Origin of the sequence: Flagellimonas algicida (assembly GCF_049629585.1) — a bacterium.
Taxonomy (GTDB): Bacteria; Bacteroidota; Bacteroidia; order Flavobacteriales; family Flavobacteriaceae; genus Flagellimonas.
The window spans coordinates 240,285-257,842 of record NZ_JBMYIX010000002.1; the positions used below are offsets into that span (position 1 = coordinate 240,285).

Annotated in this window: 16 protein-coding genes; 8 read left to right on the plus strand and 8 right to left on the minus strand. The window is 44.2% G+C overall.

From position 1 onward, the window contains the following. Positions 1 to 87: 87 nt before the first annotated feature. Complete coding sequence (locus tag ACPD8L_RS09885) at positions 88 to 1,794, plus strand: GMC oxidoreductase (protein ID WP_423943189.1); 1,707 nt, start codon at positions 88 to 90, stop codon at positions 1,792 to 1,794. Between the two features lie 9 nt (positions 1,795 to 1,803). Continuing rightward, the gene (locus ACPD8L_RS09890; RefSeq protein ID WP_423943191.1) at positions 1,804 to 2,268 is read left to right on the plus strand and encodes an ASCH domain-containing protein; all 465 of its coding nucleotides are present in this window, start codon (positions 1,804 to 1,806) and stop codon (positions 2,266 to 2,268) included. A 45-nt stretch (positions 2,269 to 2,313) separates the two neighbouring features. Here ACPD8L_RS09890 and ACPD8L_RS09895 read toward each other — a convergent pair whose 3' ends face one another. Genes ACPD8L_RS09895 through ACPD8L_RS09910 form a run of 4 tightly spaced genes read right to left on the minus strand, consistent with a single transcriptional unit; the run spans position 2,314 to position 6,177 of the window. Then, positions 2,314 to 3,453 (minus strand): Gfo/Idh/MocA family protein, encoded by a 1,140-nt coding sequence (locus ACPD8L_RS09895; protein ID WP_423943192.1) that lies wholly within the window; start codon positions 3,451 to 3,453, stop codon positions 2,314 to 2,316. A 12-nt stretch (positions 3,454 to 3,465) separates the two neighbouring features. Further along, complete coding sequence (locus ACPD8L_RS09900; protein WP_116216842.1) at positions 3,466 to 4,695, minus strand: nucleoside permease; 1,230 nt, start codon at positions 4,693 to 4,695, stop codon at positions 3,466 to 3,468. Positions 4,696 to 4,710: 15 nt separating this feature from the next. Beyond that, complete coding sequence (locus ACPD8L_RS09905; RefSeq protein ID WP_423943194.1) at positions 4,711 to 5,154, minus strand: DinB family protein; 444 nt, start codon at positions 5,152 to 5,154, stop codon at positions 4,711 to 4,713. 24 nt (positions 5,155 to 5,178) lie between these two features. Further along, positions 5,179 to 6,177: a sugar phosphate isomerase/epimerase family protein gene (locus ACPD8L_RS09910; RefSeq protein ID WP_423943196.1), complete on the minus strand. Its 999-nt coding sequence runs from the start codon at positions 6,175 to 6,177 to the stop codon at positions 5,179 to 5,181. Positions 6,178 to 6,314: 137 nt separating this feature from the next. Here ACPD8L_RS09910 and ACPD8L_RS09915 point away from each other — a divergent pair, with 137 nt between their 5' ends. Next, entirely contained in the window at positions 6,315 to 8,033 is a 1,719-nt protein-coding gene (locus tag ACPD8L_RS09915; RefSeq protein WP_293303535.1) for a GMC oxidoreductase, read from the plus strand. After that, on the plus strand, positions 8,033 to 8,686 hold the full coding sequence (locus ACPD8L_RS09920; protein ID WP_116216838.1) for a gluconate 2-dehydrogenase subunit 3 family protein: 654 nt from the start codon (positions 8,033 to 8,035) through the stop codon (positions 8,684 to 8,686). The genes ACPD8L_RS09915 and ACPD8L_RS09920 overlap by 1 nt, the downstream gene beginning before the upstream one ends. 173 nt (positions 8,687 to 8,859) lie before the next feature. Here ACPD8L_RS09920 and ACPD8L_RS09925 read toward each other — a convergent pair whose 3' ends face one another. The 3 genes from ACPD8L_RS09925 to ACPD8L_RS09935 all read right to left on the minus strand — a co-directional run bounded on the left by ACPD8L_RS09925 (position 8,860) and on the right by ACPD8L_RS09935 (position 13,075). Next, entirely contained in the window at positions 8,860 to 11,331 is a 2,472-nt protein-coding gene (locus tag ACPD8L_RS09925; RefSeq protein WP_423943198.1) for a ribonucleoside-diphosphate reductase subunit alpha, read from the minus strand. Positions 11,332 to 11,466: 135 nt separating this feature from the next. Further along, on the minus strand, positions 11,467 to 12,453 hold the full coding sequence (locus ACPD8L_RS09930) for a ribonucleotide-diphosphate reductase subunit beta (protein WP_116216836.1): 987 nt from the start codon (positions 12,451 to 12,453) through the stop codon (positions 11,467 to 11,469). Positions 12,454 to 12,940: 487 nt separating this feature from the next. Next, positions 12,941 to 13,075 carry a hypothetical protein gene (locus tag ACPD8L_RS09935; protein ID WP_293303538.1) on the minus strand — a complete coding sequence of 45 codons (135 nt, stop codon included), beginning with the start codon at positions 13,073 to 13,075 and terminating at the stop codon, positions 12,941 to 12,943. 278 nt (positions 13,076 to 13,353) lie between these two features. Between ACPD8L_RS09935 and ACPD8L_RS09940 the strand changes: the two genes are divergently transcribed. Beyond that, the gene (locus tag ACPD8L_RS09940) at positions 13,354 to 14,088 is read left to right on the plus strand and encodes a LytR/AlgR family response regulator transcription factor (RefSeq protein WP_116216834.1); all 735 of its coding nucleotides are present in this window, start codon (positions 13,354 to 13,356) and stop codon (positions 14,086 to 14,088) included. Positions 14,089 to 14,169: 81 nt separating this feature from the next. Continuing rightward, positions 14,170 to 16,071 (plus strand): tetratricopeptide repeat-containing sensor histidine kinase, encoded by a 1,902-nt coding sequence (locus tag ACPD8L_RS09945; protein WP_423943200.1) that lies wholly within the window; start codon positions 14,170 to 14,172, stop codon positions 16,069 to 16,071. Here the strand turns inward: ACPD8L_RS09945 and ACPD8L_RS09950 are convergent. Next, positions 16,061 to 16,639, minus strand: coding sequence for a DUF3109 family protein (locus ACPD8L_RS09950; protein WP_293303540.1), 579 nt, complete (start codon positions 16,637 to 16,639; stop codon positions 16,061 to 16,063). The two genes, ACPD8L_RS09945 and ACPD8L_RS09950, sit on opposite strands and share 11 nt — an antisense overlap. 121 nt (positions 16,640 to 16,760) lie before the next feature. Here ACPD8L_RS09950 and ACPD8L_RS09955 point away from each other — a divergent pair, with 121 nt between their 5' ends. Further along, positions 16,761 to 17,345 (plus strand): MarC family protein, encoded by a 585-nt coding sequence (locus ACPD8L_RS09955; protein ID WP_116216832.1) that lies wholly within the window; start codon positions 16,761 to 16,763, stop codon positions 17,343 to 17,345. A gap of 9 nt (positions 17,346 to 17,354) precedes the next feature. Then, positions 17,355 to 17,558, plus strand: coding sequence for a hypothetical protein (locus tag ACPD8L_RS09960; protein WP_116216831.1), 204 nt, complete (start codon positions 17,355 to 17,357; stop codon positions 17,556 to 17,558).

The following is a 17,558-nucleotide window of genomic DNA, read 5'->3' on the forward strand; positions in this document are numbered from 1 at the left end:
CTATATTTAAGAAAAATATCATGGTGTTCTCACTTCCCATGAATAAAGACCTAAATATAGGGATTAGCCAACAATTAAAACAGTAGAATGGTGAATGATGCCAAAGTTTATGATGCCATTGTGGTAGGCACGGGAGTCAGTGGCGGTTGGGCCGCCAAGGAACTCTGCGAAAACGGACTAAAAACCTTAGTGCTGGAACGTGGCCCCATGGTAAAACATGTGGAGGATTACAAAACCATGAACGATGATCCGTGGGACTACCCCTTTAAAGGCGAACTAAGCCGTGCTGACAAAGAAAAGTACCACAAACAGTTACGGGTGGGATGGGCTCCCAGGGACGATGTAAAACATTTCTTTGTGAATGACCTGGAACATCCCTATCAAGAAACCAAACGTTTTGATTGGATACGGGGCTATCAGGTAGGTGGCCGTTCCTTGATTTGGGGACGACAAAGTTATCGTTGGAGCGATATTGATTTTGAAGCCAACAAAAAAGAGGACATTGCCGTGGATTGGCCCGTTCGTTACAAGGACATTGCCCCTTGGTATGATAAGGTTGAATCCTATATTGGGGTAAGTGGACAAGCCTTGGGACTCAAACAATTACCCGACGGACAATTTCAACCTCCCATGGAGTTGAATTGTGCCGAAAAGGAACTACAACAGGCTTTGACTTCCAATTTTGAAGATGGCAGGCTCCTGACCATTGGCAGAGTGGCCCACATCACAGAAAAAACTGCGGAATTTGAAGGTCGCGGACCTTGTCAATATAGAAACCGATGCTGGAGGGGATGTCCCTTTGGAGGTTATTTTAGTAGTAATTCCTCTACGCTTCCTGCCGCGGAACGGACCGGAAACATGACGTTAAGACCCAACTCCATCGTCCATGAAGTGATATACGATGAGCAGCAAAAAAAGGCCACTGGGGTAAAAATCATTGATGCAGAAACCCATGAAAAAATGGAGTTTAAAGCAAACATGGTGTTTCTATGTGCATCTTCCATGGCATCCGTGGGTATCTTGTTGCAATCCAAATCAAAGGCATTCCCCAATGGAATGGGCAACAACCATGACCAATTGGGACGCAACATCATGGACCACCATTACCAATTGGGTGCTTCGGCCAAGGTGGATGGCCATTTGGACAAATATTATAAGGGTAGACGGCCCAATGGTTTTTACATCCCAAGGTTTGTCAATCTGGATGAAAAAACGCAACGCAAGGACTTCTTGCGCGGATTTGGATACCAAGGTGGCGCCAATAGGACCAACTGGTCCGAAATGGTCGCGGAAATGGGCTATGGCAAAGCACTGAAAGAGGCCATCCTAAAGCCTGGTGGTTGGGAAATTGGAATGACCGGCTTTGGGGAAATGTTGCCCCATCATGACAATCGGGTTACCTTGAGCAAGGATAAAAAGGACCAATGGGGATTGCCCCAATTGGATTTTGATGTAGAGTTCAAGGACAATGAGTACAAAATGCGAGAAGCCATACTTGAAGAGGCAGCTGCCATGCTCAAGGCTGCCGGATTTAGAAATATCACCACATACGATAACGAAACAGGTCCCGGTCTGGGCATCCATGAAATGGGAGGCGCACGAATGGGACACGACTCCAAAACCTCGGTATTGAACAAGCACAATCAATTGCATGATGTACCCAATGTCTATGTAACGGACGGCGCCTTTATGACCTCGGCAAGTTGCGTAAACCCCTCATTGACCTATATGGCGTTCACGGCCAGGGCCGCCAATCATGCCGCCAATCAATTTAAACAACACAAATCTTCTTAATACCTGCTTATGGAAAATGCTTCAGCCCGGAATCTGTGGGGCGATTTTTTGGACGCCCATCTGGAGTTTGCCTCCGAAGATGCCCCAAGGGTAATTCATTTTTATGATAATAAAAAAGATGCCAATGTCTGTGCCGATTTGGCCTGCAAGGAAACCAAAAGAGCCATGTCCCATGCGCTAAAGGGCCTTCAATCACGTAATGAACCCCTTCCCAAGATTGGCGATTTCTATGTGGTGACCGATTGGAACGGCAATGCCAAATGTGTCATCCGGACCACTTCGGTGAAGTTGTTGCCTTATTTCAGTATTCGTGATGAACATGCCAGATTGGAAGGTGAGGGTGATAAAAGTCTGGACCAATGGAAAAACACGCATTGGGATTATTTCTCCCGGGAACTTGGCCAGTTCGGTGCCGCGCCCAAAGACAGTATGATCGTCGTCTTTGAACAGTTTGAGATGCTTTATAAAAAATAATGGCCGCCGAAAGGCAGCCATTACATCTTTATTTTATAAGCGGATTCAATCCACCATATCTACCCAAACATTCCCTTGTTTGTGTGAAGCTACCGTGTTTTCTATAAAGTTGAGTCCACGGACACCATCGGTCATGGTTGGGAACTCTCCACTATTATATTTTTCACCTCGTATGGCCCTCGCCACACCCAAATAGATATTCGCCATGGCATCAAAAATCCCTTCAGGGTGACCCGGGGGCAACTTGGTGCCATCCAAGGACAATTCTGAATTATAGGCATGCCCTGGTTTAAGAACTTGTAACGGTTCTGGGTCGTTCAATTTGTAGAGGTAGTTGGGATTTTCCTGCTCCCATCGCAAACCTCCTTTTTCCCCGTAAATGGCTATGGTAAGATTGTTTTCCTCCCCAGTGGCCACCTGACTTGCCCGAACAAGGCCTTTTACATGTTCTCCCATGCGCAACAACACCGTTCCGTCCACATCCATTTGGTTGTCAGCATACAGGTAGTTGAAATCACACAACAAGGATTTCACCTGAAGTCCCGTGGTGTACTCAATCATATTAAAGGCATGGACACCAATATCGCCCATACAGGAACTGATGCCCGCTTTTTTGGGGTCCAAGCGCCATACGGTAGACCGTTTTTCCTTATCGTGTATGATGGGGTTGATCCAACCTTGGTAATATTGTGCATCCACTTTGTGGATTTTTCCCAAAACACCTTCCTTGATCATCTCGCGCATTTGGCGCACCATGGGATACCCGGTATAGGTATGGGTAACCGCAAACACGGTCCCGGCCTTGGCCAAGGTTTCCTGTAAGATCTTGGCTTCATCATAGGTGGTGGTCATGGGCTTTTCGCAGATGACATGAAAGCCGTTTTCCAACAACTTCTTGGCCATGGGAAAATGCAGGAAGTTGGGTGTAAGGATAGAACACACCTGAATACGCTCCTCTTCCGGAAGCTTCAGCTCCTCTTCTACCAACGTATCAAAATCCTTGTAGATACGATTGGTAGGAATGTCTATTTCCTTGGCAAAATCCAAACTGTTCTCAAAATTGGGGTTGAAGACCGCCCCCACAATTTCATAGTTATCATTGATGAAAGAAGCCACTCTGTGCAATACCCCAATAAGGGAATCACCGCCGCCTCCAAGTATTCCTAATCTAATTTTTTTTGGCATGTTTTGATTAATTTACTCTTTGTACTCTATTTTTTCATTTTTGAACAACAGGGCAAAGATAATTGCCACCGCAAAGGCAAAAATAGCAGGAAAGCGCCAGATACTTGCCCAATCATGGCTGTTTTCTGAAACAAGATAGTTGTCCGTTATCTGACCAGCAATCCAGAATCCGATGAGCATCCCCACTCCGTAGGTGGCCAAAGTAATCAATCCTTGGGCAGCACTCTTGTATTTTTCACCGGCTTTACTATCGGTATAGATCTGTCCTGAAACAAAGAAGAAATCATAACATATACCATGCAATGCGATCCCCAAAAGGAGCATAAAGGCCAAACTGCCCGCATCTCCATAAGCAAACAGTAAATACCTGGCCGTCCAGGCCAACATCCCTGCGATGATGGTTTTCTTGAATCCAAATTTGGTAAAGAAATACGGTAAAAGTAGCATGAACAAAACCTCTGATGCCTGCCCAATGGTCATCTTCCCGGTTGGATTCTCCATTCCGATTTCGGAAAGAAAAGGGTTGGCGTTTTGATAGTAGAATGCCAATGGAATACATATCAAAATCGATGAGATAAAGAAAACCAGAAAGTTTCTATCCTTCAAAAGTTTCAAGGCATCCAATCCCAACATGTCAGCTACGGATACTTTTTCGCCCTTATTGACACTTGGAGGGGTCTTGGGCAAGGTAAAACTGAAAAGCCCCAAAACGGCCGAAGCAATACCCACCATTAAAAAGGTGTTCTTCAACATTCCAGCTTGAATGCTTTCCGGGGAATCCCAAAAGAAAATATAACTGATGACCAACCCAGCAACGATCCATCCAATGGTTCCAAAAACACGGATAGGGGAAAATTCCTTGGCAGGATCCTTCATTTGACTGAACGAGATGGAGTTCACCAAAGCCAATGTGGGCATATATAGGATCATATATCCTAAAATATATGGGTAAAACAACTCGAATGCATCAGCTTGGTACATTTGGTACATCAGGAAGGCCCCAACCAAATGCAGCACTCCCAAGATTCGTTCAGCATTGAAATATCTATCCGCAATCAACCCAATAATGAAAGGGGCTATAATGGCTCCCCATGATTGTGTTGAGAAAGCTTGGGCAATCTCGCCCCCGGTTGCATTTAAATTATTCCCCAGAAAAGTCCCTAGGGTCACAAACCATCCGCCCCAAATAAAAAATTCGAGGAACATCATAAAGGACAGTTGGAATTTGGTTTTAAAACTCATATTAGTCAGTTTAGTTTATCGTTTGTAAAAAATATAGTCCAGAGGTTCGGGTGTTGTCCCGGATGCACGCAAATCCATCATAATCTGGCCTCGATGGTGGGTAGAATGGTTCACCACGTGGAAAAGAATGTCTTTAACGTCATTGGCAAAAGTTCTTCCCTCACTGTTTTCATATTCCACCCTCTTGTTAAGGTCATCGGTATTGGTAATGATCTCAAAGGATGTCCTTTGGTTATCGTAATGGATATCTTCCCAGTTTTGCACAGGCTGTTCCTGCCAAACCGTAAAGTCCGGTTGCTTTTGCAATATCCTTTGGTTCCAGATGTGATGCGCATTAAGGATATGGCTAAAAAGGCGAATACAATTTTCAGGGACTTGTTCCATGGAATGGAACTGCCCTATCAGCTTTTTGTTACAGTAGAAATTGTAATCGAAGAGCTGTTGCAAGAATCCCTTCATACCTCTTTACCTTATAGTGAACGTCTAACGCAGTTTGTCCAACAATTCCTTTGTCGCCAAAATTCCTGCTTCCTCCCCTAGTTCGTTGCCTTCATATTCCACACCCACATAGCCTGAGTAGCCCGCTTTCTCTACTATCTCCATCATTTTGGCATAGTCAATGGTGGTTTCATTGCCTTCTTCATCAAAATCATAGGATTTTGCACTTACCGCTTTCGCGTAGGGCATCAACTCGCTCACCCCTTGGTACTTGTCATACTCCTCCAGGCATTTGGATTCATAATAATCCCCTGCTTCCCTTTTGATGCAGAAATTACCGAAATCGGGCAAGGTACCACAATTGTCCATGTTTACCTGCTTCATCACTGCTGTGAGCATGGCTGCATTTGAAGAGGGCCCTCCATGGTTTTCCACAATAATGTTGATGTTCTTTTCCTTGGCATAGGTAGACAGTTGTGTAAGTCCATCCACGGAAGCCTCGGTCCAAGCCTCAGGTTCCATGGTCCCGTTCAGGTTCACCCGAATGGAGTGGCAACCCAAAGCAGCTGCGGCATCTACCCATTTATAGTGGTTTTCAACGGCCGCTTTTCGCTCTTTTGCATCTGCTGCTGCCAAATCCCCTTGGCCATCGATCATGATGATCAGGTTTGCCAATCCGTATTTTTCACTTTCGGCCTTACTCTTCTCAACAAAATTTTTCATGGCTTCTTCGGAAAAGTTGTCTTTTTCCAATTCTGGATAATACAACCCACTCACATACTCCAATCCTTCAAACCCCCATTCTTTGGCTTTTTCCGCAAAGCGATAGGGATCCATCCCCTCTTCACGTATCATTCGGTGCATGGACCATTGGGCCAGGGAAATTTTAAAGGCGGGGTCATCAGTGGTTGTCATTGCCTCTTGGGCCACTTCTTGGCTCTCCTCTCCCTCCTTTTTCTGGTTCTGTTTACAGGAAAAAATTCCCAGTAATACAAACACGACTACAGCCAAAGTACCATTCTTGGCAAAAAAATGTTTCTTCATAAGATTCTATAATAAAATTTCACATGGAATACAAAAAACTACAACGTTATAGTAGTGAATTCTCAATAAACATAGGGTTTAAATGTAGAAAATTAATTTAATAATTAATACATTTAGGAAATAAACAATCCGAATAAATGAGTAAATTTTATTACAACGAGGAGCAGGACTCCTACGATGCCATAGTAGTGGGAACAGGCATCAGTGGTGGTTGGGCTGCCAAGGAGCTTTGTGAAAATGGACTCAAGACTTTGGTCTTGGAGCGTGGCCCCATGGTGAAACACCGTGATGATTATCCCACAGCCAACATGGACCCTTGGGATTTTCCACATGCCGGACAGGCGACAAGGGAAGACATAAAACAACAGGAAAAACAATCCAGGACCGGTTATACCACCAGTGCTGCCTCCAAGCATTGGTTTGTGAACGATTTGAAACACCCTTACAATGAGGTAAAGCGCTTTGATTGGATGCGGGGCTACCACGTTGGTGGACGTTCCATTATGTGGGGACGCCATAGCTACCGTTGGAGCGATATTGATTTTGAGGCCAATAAAAATGAAGGCATTGCCGTGGATTGGCCTGTACGTTATAAGGACATTGCCCCATGGTATGATAAAGTGGAAAAATTCATTGGGGTTTCTGGCGAAAATCTAGGATTGCCCCAATTGCCCGATGGTCAGTTTGAGCCCATGATGGAGTTGAACTGTGTGGAAGATCTATTTAGGGGAAAAGTGTCCGAACATTTCAATGGTAGGGCCGTTACCGCTGGTAGGGTGGCACACATCAACAGTGATAAAAAATTTGAAGGCGATGGCCGGGTTCGTTGCCAGTTTAGGAATAGATGTATTAGGGGATGTCCTTTTGGAGGTTATTTTAGTAGCGTATCCTCTACCCTGCCTACTGCTGAGAGAACCGGAAACATGACCCTAAGACCCGATTCCATTGTACACGAGATCATTTACGACCCCAATACCAAAAAGGCCACTGGAGTAAAAGTAATCGACCGTGAAACCAAGGAAGAGTTCGAGTTTAAGGCCAAGGTGATTTTCCTTTGCGCTTCTGCCATCGCATCCACTTCCATTTTGATGCAATCCAAATCGGATAGATTCGAAAATGGATTGGGGAACGATTCCGGAGAACTGGGCCACAACATCATGGACCACCATTTCTTGGCCGGTGCCAGTGGAAAATTTGATGGCTTCGAGGACAAATACTACAAAGGCAGAAAGCCCAATGGTATTTATATTCCTAGGTTCCGAAACTTGGGCGGAGACTCCAACATGAAAGATTTTGTCCGTGGATATGGCTACCAAGGTGGTGCTGGTCGCGGTAATTATGAGGAAATGATCGCCGAAGCTGCCTTTGGAAAAGAATACAAGGATGCTGTTCTATCCCCCGGTGGATGGAGTATGGGTATGACCGCCTTTGGAGAGATTCTTCCCTATCACGACAACAAAATGACCTTGGATTACGACAAAAAAGATGAGTGGGGACTACCTACCGTGACCTTTGATGCTGAAATCAAGGAAAACGAATTGAACATGCGTAAGGACATGACGGACCAAGCCGTTAAGATGCTTGAGAAGGCAGGTGCCCGTGATATTGAGCCCTACGACCGTCCGTACGCCTTAGGACTGGGTATCCACGAAATGGGTACTGCCCGTATGGGTCGTGACCCTAAAACTTCCGTGGTCAATGGAAACAACCAGGTGCATGCCTGCAAGAACGTTTATGTTACCGACGGGGCCTTTATGACCTCCGCCAGTTGCGTAAACCCATCATTGACCTATATGGCATTTACAGCAAGAGCCGCTCACCATGCCGTTCAAGAACTTAAAAAAGGAAATATATAATGGAAAGAAGATCCGCACTTAAGAATATGGGTATGGCCTTTGGCTATGCCGTGGCCACGCCCACCCTTTTTGGGTTGCTTCAAAGCTGCAAGGACAAACCGGCCTATGCCGAATGGGTTCCTTCTTTTTTGAACCAAGAACAGGGGTATGCCCTGGCCCAAACCTTGGACGTAATCCTTCCCAAGACAGACACCCCCTCAGCAACTGAGATGAATGTGCATGTTTTTATCGATGCATACATGAACGAGGTATTGCCAATAGAGCAGCAGGATTTTGTAAAACTGAAAATGGGCAATTTCTTTGATAAGGTCTTGGCCGAATCTGGAAAATCATCCCTAATGGATGTTGAAGCTACGGATATAGAGCCTGTTTTGCAGACTTATCTCAAAAAACGCACCGATGAGGAAGAGGAGGCTCACTCTGAAGCCATAAGCAGTTATATGGATGCCATAGAACAGGGAGGAGAAGCCACCCTCAATGAGGATATTGCCAGTTTCTCTTTTGCCAACGATTTGAGGAACTTGGCCACATGGGCTTATAAATCATCAGAATATGTAGGTGAAGAAGTCTTGGCTTACTTGCCCATCCCTGGTGAATATATTGGCTGTGGAGATTTAAATACACTGACCGGAGGCAAGGCCTGGTCATTGTAAGTTTTGTTCTTTATACACATAAAAGCCTTCCATATGGAAGGCTTTTTGTTTTTGTCCCTTTCCCCAATTACGGCAAAAAAATACCTCGGAAGTTGTTCATGGTGGGGTGAACTTTTCCGAGGCATCTAATCAATAAACACTATCACATGTACTGTTTTGAGTCCAGTACAGACTTATGATCCACACATTAAGCAATCGTCATCTGCTTGACCTGCTTTGGCGCGCTCGATCATTTCTTTCATTTCTTCTGGTGTTAGGGGCTGTATGTCCACTTCCTGTTGGTTTACGGCCACGGCTTCCACGTTTATGGCTTCTGTTGCCCCCGCGGTGTTTTCTGAAGTCTCGACCGCAACACTGACAGGCTCTTCTTTTTTCTTGGTATTGTCCAAGGTAAACTTAATGGCATCCACCGCTGCTTTGGTCCTGAGATAATACATTCCGGTCTTAAGACCGCTCTTCCAAGCATAAAAGTGCATGGAGGTGAGCTTCGGATAATTGGCATTCTCCATAAACAGGTTCAACGATTGGCTCTGGTCAATGAAATATCCCCTTTGTCTACTCATGTCTATGATATCCTTCATACTGAGTTCCCAAACGGTCTTATAAAGTTCCTTGATGTCCTCTGGAATGGCATCGATACCCTGAACGGAACCATTGGCTCTCATTAGTTCCTGTTTTAGGTTTTCGTTCCATAGACCCAACCGCACCAAATCTTCCAATAGGTGCTTGTTCACCACAATGAACTCCCCGGATAGTACCCGTCGAGTATAGATGTTGGACGTATAGGGTTCAAAGCATTCATTGTTGCCCAAAATCTGGGAGGTGGATGCGGTAGGCATTGGAGCTACCAACAAGGAGTTTCGTATCCCGTGTTTTTTGACCTCTTTTCTGAGTTTACCCCAATCCCATCTTCCTGAAAGTTCTTCATCCTTAACCCCCCAAAGATTGTGTTGGAACTCTCCTTTGGACATGGGTGAACCTTCATAGGTGGAATAGGCCCCTTCTTCCTGTGCCTGCTCCATGGAAGCGGTAACGGCAGCAAAATATAGGGTCTCGAAAATCTCTTGGTTCAATTTTTTGGCCTCATCGCTGGTAAAAGGCAATCGCAACATGATGAAGGCATCGGCCAATCCCTGAACACCCAGACCTATAGGTCTGTGTCGCATATTGGAGTTCTCGGCCTCCTTAACGGGATAGAAATTACGATCAATGACCTTGTTGAGGTTCTTGGTCACCCTTTTGGTCACCCGGAACAATTCTTTATGATCAAACTCCCCATTCTTCACGAACATGGGCAATGCAATGGAGGCCAAATTACAAACGGCCACTTCATCCGGCGAAGTGTATTCCAAAATCTCGGTACAGAGATTGGAGGAGCGGATGGTCCCCAAATTCTTTTGGTTACTCTTTCTGTTGGCTGCATCCTTGTACAGCATATAGGGCGTACCAGTCTCTATCTGGGACTCCAATATTTTTTCCCAAAGGTCTCTGGCCTTGATGGTCTTTCTTCCTTTTCCTTCGGCTTCGTATTTGGTGTACAGGGCCTCAAATTCCTCGCTATGGGTGTTGAACAATCCTGGACATTCATTGGGACACATCAAGGTCCATGTGTCATCAGCCTCCACTCGTTTCATGAACAAATCCGGCACCCACATGGCATAGAAGAGGTCCCTGGCCCGCATTTCTTCCTTCCCATGGTTCTTTTTAAGTTCCAAAAAGTCAAAAATATCGGCATGCCATGGCTCTACATATATGGCGAAGCTTCCCTTTCTTTTTCCACCACCTTGGTCCACATATCTTGCCGTGTCATTGAAAACACGCAACATGGGAACAATACCGTTGGAGGTTCCATTGGTTCCTGCAATATAGGATCCTGTTGCCCTAATGTTGTGAATAGATAGGCCAATACCCCCAGCCGACTGTGATATCTTGGCCGTCTGCTTTAGGGTATCGTAAATCCCATCGATGCTATCGTCCTTCATCGCCAAAAGGAAACAGGATGACATCTGCGGCTTTGGCGTCCCCGAGTTGAAAAGGGTCGGCGTGGCATGGGTAAAATATTTTTTGGACATCAACTCATAGGTTTCCACAACGGCGTCCATGTCATCCAAGTGGATCCCAACGGCCACCCTCATGAGCATATGCTGGGGACGTTCGGCGATTTTACCGTTCAACTTGAGCAGGTAAGAGCGTTCCAAGGTTTTAAAACCGAAATAATCGTAGCCAAAATCCCGGTTGTAAATGATGGTGGAATCCAAAGTATCCGCATTTTCCGAAATTACCTTGAACACCTCATCGGACAACAAGGGGGCTTTTTTTCCTGTCCTTGGGTTTACATATTCGTACAAGTCCTTCATGGTCTCTGAGAAAGACTTTTTGGTGTTCTTGTGCAAATTGGAAACGGAAATACGGGCTGCCAGTTTTGCATAATCCGGGTGAGTTGTCGTCATCGTGGCCGCAATCTCGGCCGCCAGATTATCCAGCTCTGAGGTGGTAACACCATCATAAAGCCCTTCGATGACCCTCATGGCCACCTTAACGGGGTCCACTAGGGCATTAAGCCCATAACAAAGTTTTCTAACCCTGGCCGTGATCTTATCGAACATGATCGGCTCTTTTCTTCCGTCTCTTTTTACTACATACATGGCGCTACTAGTGTTTTATTTGAATTGATATGTTGTGTTTGCCCAATTGCATACCGCGATGTTAAAATTTTAACATTTTTAGGTTAAGGTCATGAAGACTCCCGGGGCATGGAAAGTCAACAAAAAATATATGGGTCAAAAGTCCGCGTCGAAACTGATTTTTTGCGAATCAGAATCTTTCTCCTTGTTCAAAACACCTGCCTTCTGGTACTCGGACACTCGTTTTTCAAAGAAATTGGTCTTGCCTTGAAGGGAAATCATGTCCATAAAATCGAATGGATTGGTGGCATTATACACTTTCTCACACTGCAATTCCACCAACAACCTGTCGGTTACAAACTCCAAGTACTGGGTCATTAGTTTTGCGTTCATCCCAATGAGGCTCACCGGCAATGACTCGGTAATGAATTCACGCTCTATGTTCAGGGCATCAACGATAATGTCTTTGATACGCTCCTTTGGCACCTTATTGACCAAGTGGTTATTGTGCAAATGCACTGCATAATCGCAATGCATTCCTTCATCCCTTGAAATTAATTCATTGGAAAAAGTAAGTCCGGGCATCAACCCTCTTTTCTTCAACCAGAAGATGGAACAGAACGCACCGGAAAAGAAAATTCCCTCGACCGCGGCAAAAGCTATCAAACGCTCTGCAAAACTTGGGGATTCTATCCATTTCAGGGCCCAATCCGCCTTCTTTTTGATGGCAGGGAAATTCTCGATGGCCTTGAAGAGCACATTTTTTTCCTTTTCATCTTTCACATAGGTGTCTATGAGCAACGAATAGGTTTCGGAGTGGATGTTCTCCATCATAATCTGGAACCCATAGAAAAATTTGGCCTCGGAGTACTGCACTTCATTCACAAAGTTTTCTGCCAAGTTCTCATTCACAATCCCGTCCGAAGCGGCAAAAAAGGCCAAAATATGCTTTATGAAATATTTCTCGTCGTCATTCAGCTTGGAGTTCCAATCCGTGAGATCTTGATGCAGGTCTATTTCCTCGGCAGTCCAAAAACAAGCCTCACATTTTTTGTACCATTCCCACAAATCATGATGCTCTATGGGAAAAATCACAAATCTGTCTTTGTTTTCTTGCAATATGGGTTCAATGGCTACCGACATAGTTTCTTGTTGCTAAAGGTTTATAATCTGGAAGGAAATTTCCATGCGAATAGGCTAACAAAGATTCAAAATTGTTGTTAGATTGTAAAGTTGGTTTTTGCAAAACCGGGGCAAAGTTTTTAACACAAACTGTTGAAATCTAGGGTCGCCAACGATGTTTCTTGGGTTTGACCAAAATGGAAAAAATGATAAGTTTTTGGTGTTGGACGCCCAAAAAGAAAAAGACCAAAAAGTATATCAAAAATATACTTTTTGGTCTTGTTTTTATGATGATTAAACTCAGGAGCTTATGAAATATTACCAAACAGTACGGCCTTCTTCATGCCTTCCCAATAGGATCTTTGGAATATTTAGGTAGTTCCCCCGAAACCTAAAAACCAAAATTGACCCCTGGACAGACCGAAGATTTTATTTTGCAAGCGGTTTCTATAATCAAGAGAATGGTTGCTGCGGCCGTACAAGTCTTGGCAATATGTATATGAACTTTTTATCTGGGTAGATGGTTGCTCTCAACAGCCATCTCATTCCAATGCGATTGTATTTTCAATTCCTTTTTCTCGGAAATTGCCGCAAAAATCAAAGCCGCCACCAAAATCATAAACAATACAACACATTTTCTCATAACAGTAGTTTATGGCACCCCAATTTTTGACAGAGCCAAGATAGCCAACAATGCCACCGTCCCTCCATGGGTATGTATAAACGGTTGGCTTTTATGTATAATTGGTGTTGGGATCCTTGAACATTTGGTTAAAAATTTGATATACAAGCCCAAAAGCTGAGCTTTTTCGCTTGATTCGGCATTTTTTACCGATTATACGTGTAATACATCCATTAGCACATAATTTAAGGACGCGTTGAAAGAATAATCATAAATTTGATATACCTAATTACCATAGCATGCTAGAAGCTGTTATTGTTGACGACGAAATAAAGGCCCTACAAAGCTTGAGTTGGGAATTGACCAACTTGAGCGATGAGGTGGATATTGTGGCTTCCTTTACCGATGCCCATGAGGCTTTGGAGTATCTGGAACGCAATACCCCTGACTGCCTTTTTTTGGATATTGAAATGCCGGCCATGGACGGGTTTCAGTTCATAAAAAGCCTTAAAAACAAAGACTTCCCCGTTGTCATTACCACAGCTTATAACCAGTATGCCCTACAGGCCTTGAAGAACGAAGCCATAGATTATCTACTCAAGCCCATTGATACTGACGATTTGGAAGTGACCATTGCAAAGATCAAAAAATTCAATGCCAAAAACTTGACCGTCAATAAGTTGGAAAAGATTCTACTGAACTTCAATGCGGAGTCCCACAGCAAAAAGATAACCATCAATACAGACGGCAAATTATTGTTCCTGAACAGTGACGACATCCTGTATGCCGAATCTGACGGAAACTACAGTACTATTTTTTTGAGCGATGGGCAAAAAATACTTCTCACCAAAAAACTCAAAGAGGTAAATGCCCTCTTACCTGATAACAGCTTTTTCAGGATACACAATTCCTACATCATCAACCTGAACAAGATAAAAGAATTTCTAAAAACGGACGGCTATGTGGTCTTGGAGTCCAACCACAAGATTCCTGTCTCCCGGCAAAAAAAATCCGATTTTTTGGATATGCTGTAATCCCCCTTAATCCCTGTGTCCAAAATAGAGTCCACACACATCGAAAAATTAGGTCGACTGCAAAGGGTAACTCTATTATCCATGGTCTTCCTTTTGTTCATAGGAGCGCCTTACGCCCAAGAAGTTCCCGAAGCGTTCAAGGAAAAGGTGGAAAGAATCGTACAATTGGTGCCCAAAACCTATGTGGCATTGGATACCGAGTTGAAATCCGAGAAAAGGGATACCACGCTCTTGCGTTATTTTGCCAACTTCTCCAGGGAAAACAATTATTTGGAAGGAGAGGCATACGCCCTTAACCTAATGGGGACCAAATACAGAAACATCTCCCAATACAAGAAAGCGGCCGACCTACACGAAAAAGCCTTGGAGCTTTCGGAGAGCGCCAACAATACCGAACTAAAGGTCTTAAGCCTGAACATGCTCGGGGTAGTCTACAGGCGAACTGACGCCATAAAAACAGCCTTGGACTACCATCAAAAAGCCATGGAGTTGGCTGAAGAAGTGGAAAATCCTTCCCATCATATTAAACGACATATCAATATTTCCCTGAACTCCATTGGAAACCTATACCAAACCTTGGAACAGTACGACTTGGCCATTGCACAGTTTAAAAGGGCGTTGAAATTGGAAGAGGAACTCGGAAACAAGCTTGGTCTGGCCATTAACCATCAGAACATCGGGGATTGCTTGGAACAAAAGGGGGACTTGGAGGCAGCCTTGGAAAATTATCGAAAATCCTTGGCCTATAATGAGGAAATCAACTCTGCCTATGGCAGGGTCATTTGCAAAAACAGCTTGGCCCAAATTTATCTGAAACAAAATATGCCTTATGCCGCCATTGTACTCTTGGAGCCGCTGCACAAGGAATCCAAAAAAATAGGCGACTTTTCCATTACCTCTTCGGTTTTTATAAACACCGGATGGGCCTACACCAAATTGGGACAGTACGACAAGGCCAATACATTTATCCAAGAGGGACTGGAAATGGCGAAAAGCCACAACATGCCCAGCAACATGCTCAATGGGTATCTTAAGCTTTCGGATCTGGAACAGGCCCGGGAAAACTATCAAAAGGCCTATGAGTACTTCAAAAAGGCGGATGAATATAGCAACCAGATCTCTAATGCCACCAACCTAAGGTACATGAACGATGTGATTGTCCGTTATGAGGCTGACAAGAAGAACAACCAAATCTCCGTATTGGCCAAAGAGAATGAGATCGTGCGCCTAAGACTGCGAAAAAACCAGACCACCCTATTGGTCAGCGCCCTCATTGTGGGGCTTATATCATCCATCCTTTATATTCTATATCGGCAATACCAGAGCAAGAACGAGAAAAGGGTGCTTTCCTTGGAACAGAACATGCTGCGCAGTCAGATGAATCCCCATTTTTTGTTCAACTCGCTCAATTCCATTAAACTTTACATCATCAACAACGAGCAAAAAAATGCCGTTCATTACCTCAACAAATTTTCCAAATTGGTCCGAAAGATATTGGAGGCCTCTTCCCAAAAGGAAATTACCTTGGCCGAAGAACTGGAGACCGTGGAATTGTACATGAATATTGAAAACATTCGCTTTTCCAACGAAATAGACTTTAAAATTACCGTGGACGAGGGTGTATGCCCTACCAATATTAAAATGCCCTCCCTGGCATTACAGCCTTTTTTGGAAAACTCCTTATGGCATGGGCTTTCCCCAAAGGATGGGGATAAAAAAATCCATGTGAACGTCAAGCGTAAGAACCAAAGTCATGTCTCCATAGAAATTATGGACAACGGTGTAGGCCGAGGCGCCGCAGAGGTCAATAAAGAAAATAGGGTGCTCAAAAGAAAATCCGTGGGTATCCGCATAACCAAGGAACGTCTGGCCAATTTCTCAAAAGATTACCAGAACAAGTTTGATGTGGATATCGTGGACCTTTTTGATGAAGGAGGGAATCCAGTGGGTACCAAAGTCATTTTAGACATTCCTACGATTTAGAAGCCGGGTTACCAGACGCCACCTCTTCCAGTTCACTGTACCACGCTTGGCCAAACTTTCTGATCAAGGCTTCCTTGACAAATTTATAGATGGGCACTTTTAACTCCTTGCCAAGGCTACAGGCCGGGTCGCATATTTCCCATTTGTGGTAGTTCACCGCGGTAAATTCTGAATATTCCCGGGTGCGTACCGGATAAAGATGGCATGAAATGGGCTTTTTCCATTTCGTGGCACCATCTTCATACGCTGCTTCTATACCGCATTTGGTGATGCCATCCTCCGAAAAAATAACGTAGGCACATTCGCTGTTGTTTACCAAAGGTGTTTCCCATTCGCCATCCTCTCCCTTTACAAAAGCCCCCTGTTCCTCAATGGCCTTGATTCCCTCAGGGCGCAAGTATGGCTTTACTTCTTGATAGATGTTGACCAAGATATCGGTCTCTGAATCCTCTACCGGGGCACCATATTCCCCTCCTACGCAGCAAGCGCCCTTGCAAGCATTCAGGTTGCACACAAAATCGTTCTCCAAAATCTCCTCGGACACTATGGTTTTCCCTATTTGGAACATATTTATGCCTGTTTTGGGACAAAGGTAGTCCAAAACCCAAAATTTGACCTTTTCCAAACATTTTTATATCATCCAAAAGTCTTTTTTACACGTACATTTGCAGACTGAAAAAAATACAGCCATGAATTTCAATTTTAAGGAAATAGTGACCGCCAGCATGATTCTTTTTGCAGTGATAGACATTGTAGGAAGTGTCCCGATCATTATCTCATTGCGAAACAAGGTAGGACATATTCAATCGGAAAAAGCCTCCATTGTGGCAGCCTGTATCATGGTAGCCTTCCTTTTTGTGGGGGAAAGAATCTTGTCTTTGATAGGAATTGATGTGAACTCCTTTGCCGTGGCAGGTTCCTTTATCATCTTTTTTCTTGCCATTGAGATGATTTTGGGCATTAGCCTTTATAAAGATGATGAACCGGAAAGCGCTTCCATTGTTCCCATTGCATTTCCGCTTATTGCCGGGGCCGGAACCATGACCTCCCTGTTGGCGCTCCGTGCGGAATACCATGTGGAAAACATCATTGTTGCCATTATCCTAAACATTATCTTTGTATATCTGGTACTGAAATCCAGTGCCAAAATTGAGCGCGTATTGGGTAAAAATGGCCTCAACATTATCCGAAAAGTGTTTGGGGTTATTCTTTTGGCGATTGCCGTAAAACTATTTGCCGCCAATATCAATGAGCTCTTTACGCACGGCATTTAAAATTCGCTTATGAACAGAACCTTCAGTATTGTGCTTATTGTCTTGGCCTTGGGGCTAATCGCTTATAATGTAACCTTGGTGGATTTTGAAAACCCTTTTCAAGGGGACAGCACCATTGCCTTGATTGGAATCGTGGCATCATTGTGCGCCATTGTACTGCTTTTGATCTTTATGACCTCAAAAAAGATTGAAAAAAAGATAAAGGACAATTAA

Coding starts and splice junctions, on each gene's coding strand:
- ACPD8L_RS09895 (WP_423943192.1), bottom strand. CDS start 3,453: ATGCCAAAAAAAATTAGATTAGGAATACTTGGAGGCGGCGGTGATTCC.
- ACPD8L_RS09915 (WP_293303535.1), top strand. CDS start 6,315: ATGAGTAAATTTTATTACAACGAGGAGCAGGACTCCTACGATGCCATA.
- ACPD8L_RS09940 (WP_116216834.1), top strand. CDS start 13,354: ATGCTAGAAGCTGTTATTGTTGACGACGAAATAAAGGCCCTACAAAGC.
- ACPD8L_RS09960 (WP_116216831.1), top strand. CDS start 17,355: ATGAACAGAACCTTCAGTATTGTGCTTATTGTCTTGGCCTTGGGGCTA.
- ACPD8L_RS09930 (WP_116216836.1), bottom strand. CDS start 12,453: ATGTCGGTAGCCATTGAACCCATATTGCAAGAAAACAAAGACAGATTT.
- ACPD8L_RS09885 (WP_423943189.1), top strand. CDS start 88: ATGGTGAATGATGCCAAAGTTTATGATGCCATTGTGGTAGGCACGGGA.
- ACPD8L_RS09935 (WP_293303538.1), bottom strand. CDS start 13,075: ATGAGAAAATGTGTTGTATTGTTTATGATTTTGGTGGCGGCTTTGATT.
- ACPD8L_RS09955 (WP_116216832.1), top strand. CDS start 16,761: ATGAATTTCAATTTTAAGGAAATAGTGACCGCCAGCATGATTCTTTTT.
- ACPD8L_RS09925 (WP_423943198.1), bottom strand. CDS start 11,331: ATGTATGTAGTAAAAAGAGACGGAAGAAAAGAGCCGATCATGTTCGAT.
- ACPD8L_RS09910 (WP_423943196.1), bottom strand. CDS start 6,177: ATGAAGAAACATTTTTTTGCCAAGAATGGTACTTTGGCTGTAGTCGTG.
- ACPD8L_RS09905 (WP_423943194.1), bottom strand. CDS start 5,154: ATGAAGGGATTCTTGCAACAGCTCTTCGATTACAATTTCTACTGTAAC.
- ACPD8L_RS09950 (WP_293303540.1), bottom strand. CDS start 16,639: ATGTTCCAAATAGGGAAAACCATAGTGTCCGAGGAGATTTTGGAGAAC.
- ACPD8L_RS09945 (WP_423943200.1), top strand. CDS start 14,170: ATGGTCTTCCTTTTGTTCATAGGAGCGCCTTACGCCCAAGAAGTTCCC.
- ACPD8L_RS09920 (WP_116216838.1), top strand. CDS start 8,033: ATGGAAAGAAGATCCGCACTTAAGAATATGGGTATGGCCTTTGGCTAT.
- ACPD8L_RS09900 (WP_116216842.1), bottom strand. CDS start 4,695: ATGAGTTTTAAAACCAAATTCCAACTGTCCTTTATGATGTTCCTCGAA.
- ACPD8L_RS09890 (WP_423943191.1), top strand. CDS start 1,804: ATGGAAAATGCTTCAGCCCGGAATCTGTGGGGCGATTTTTTGGACGCC.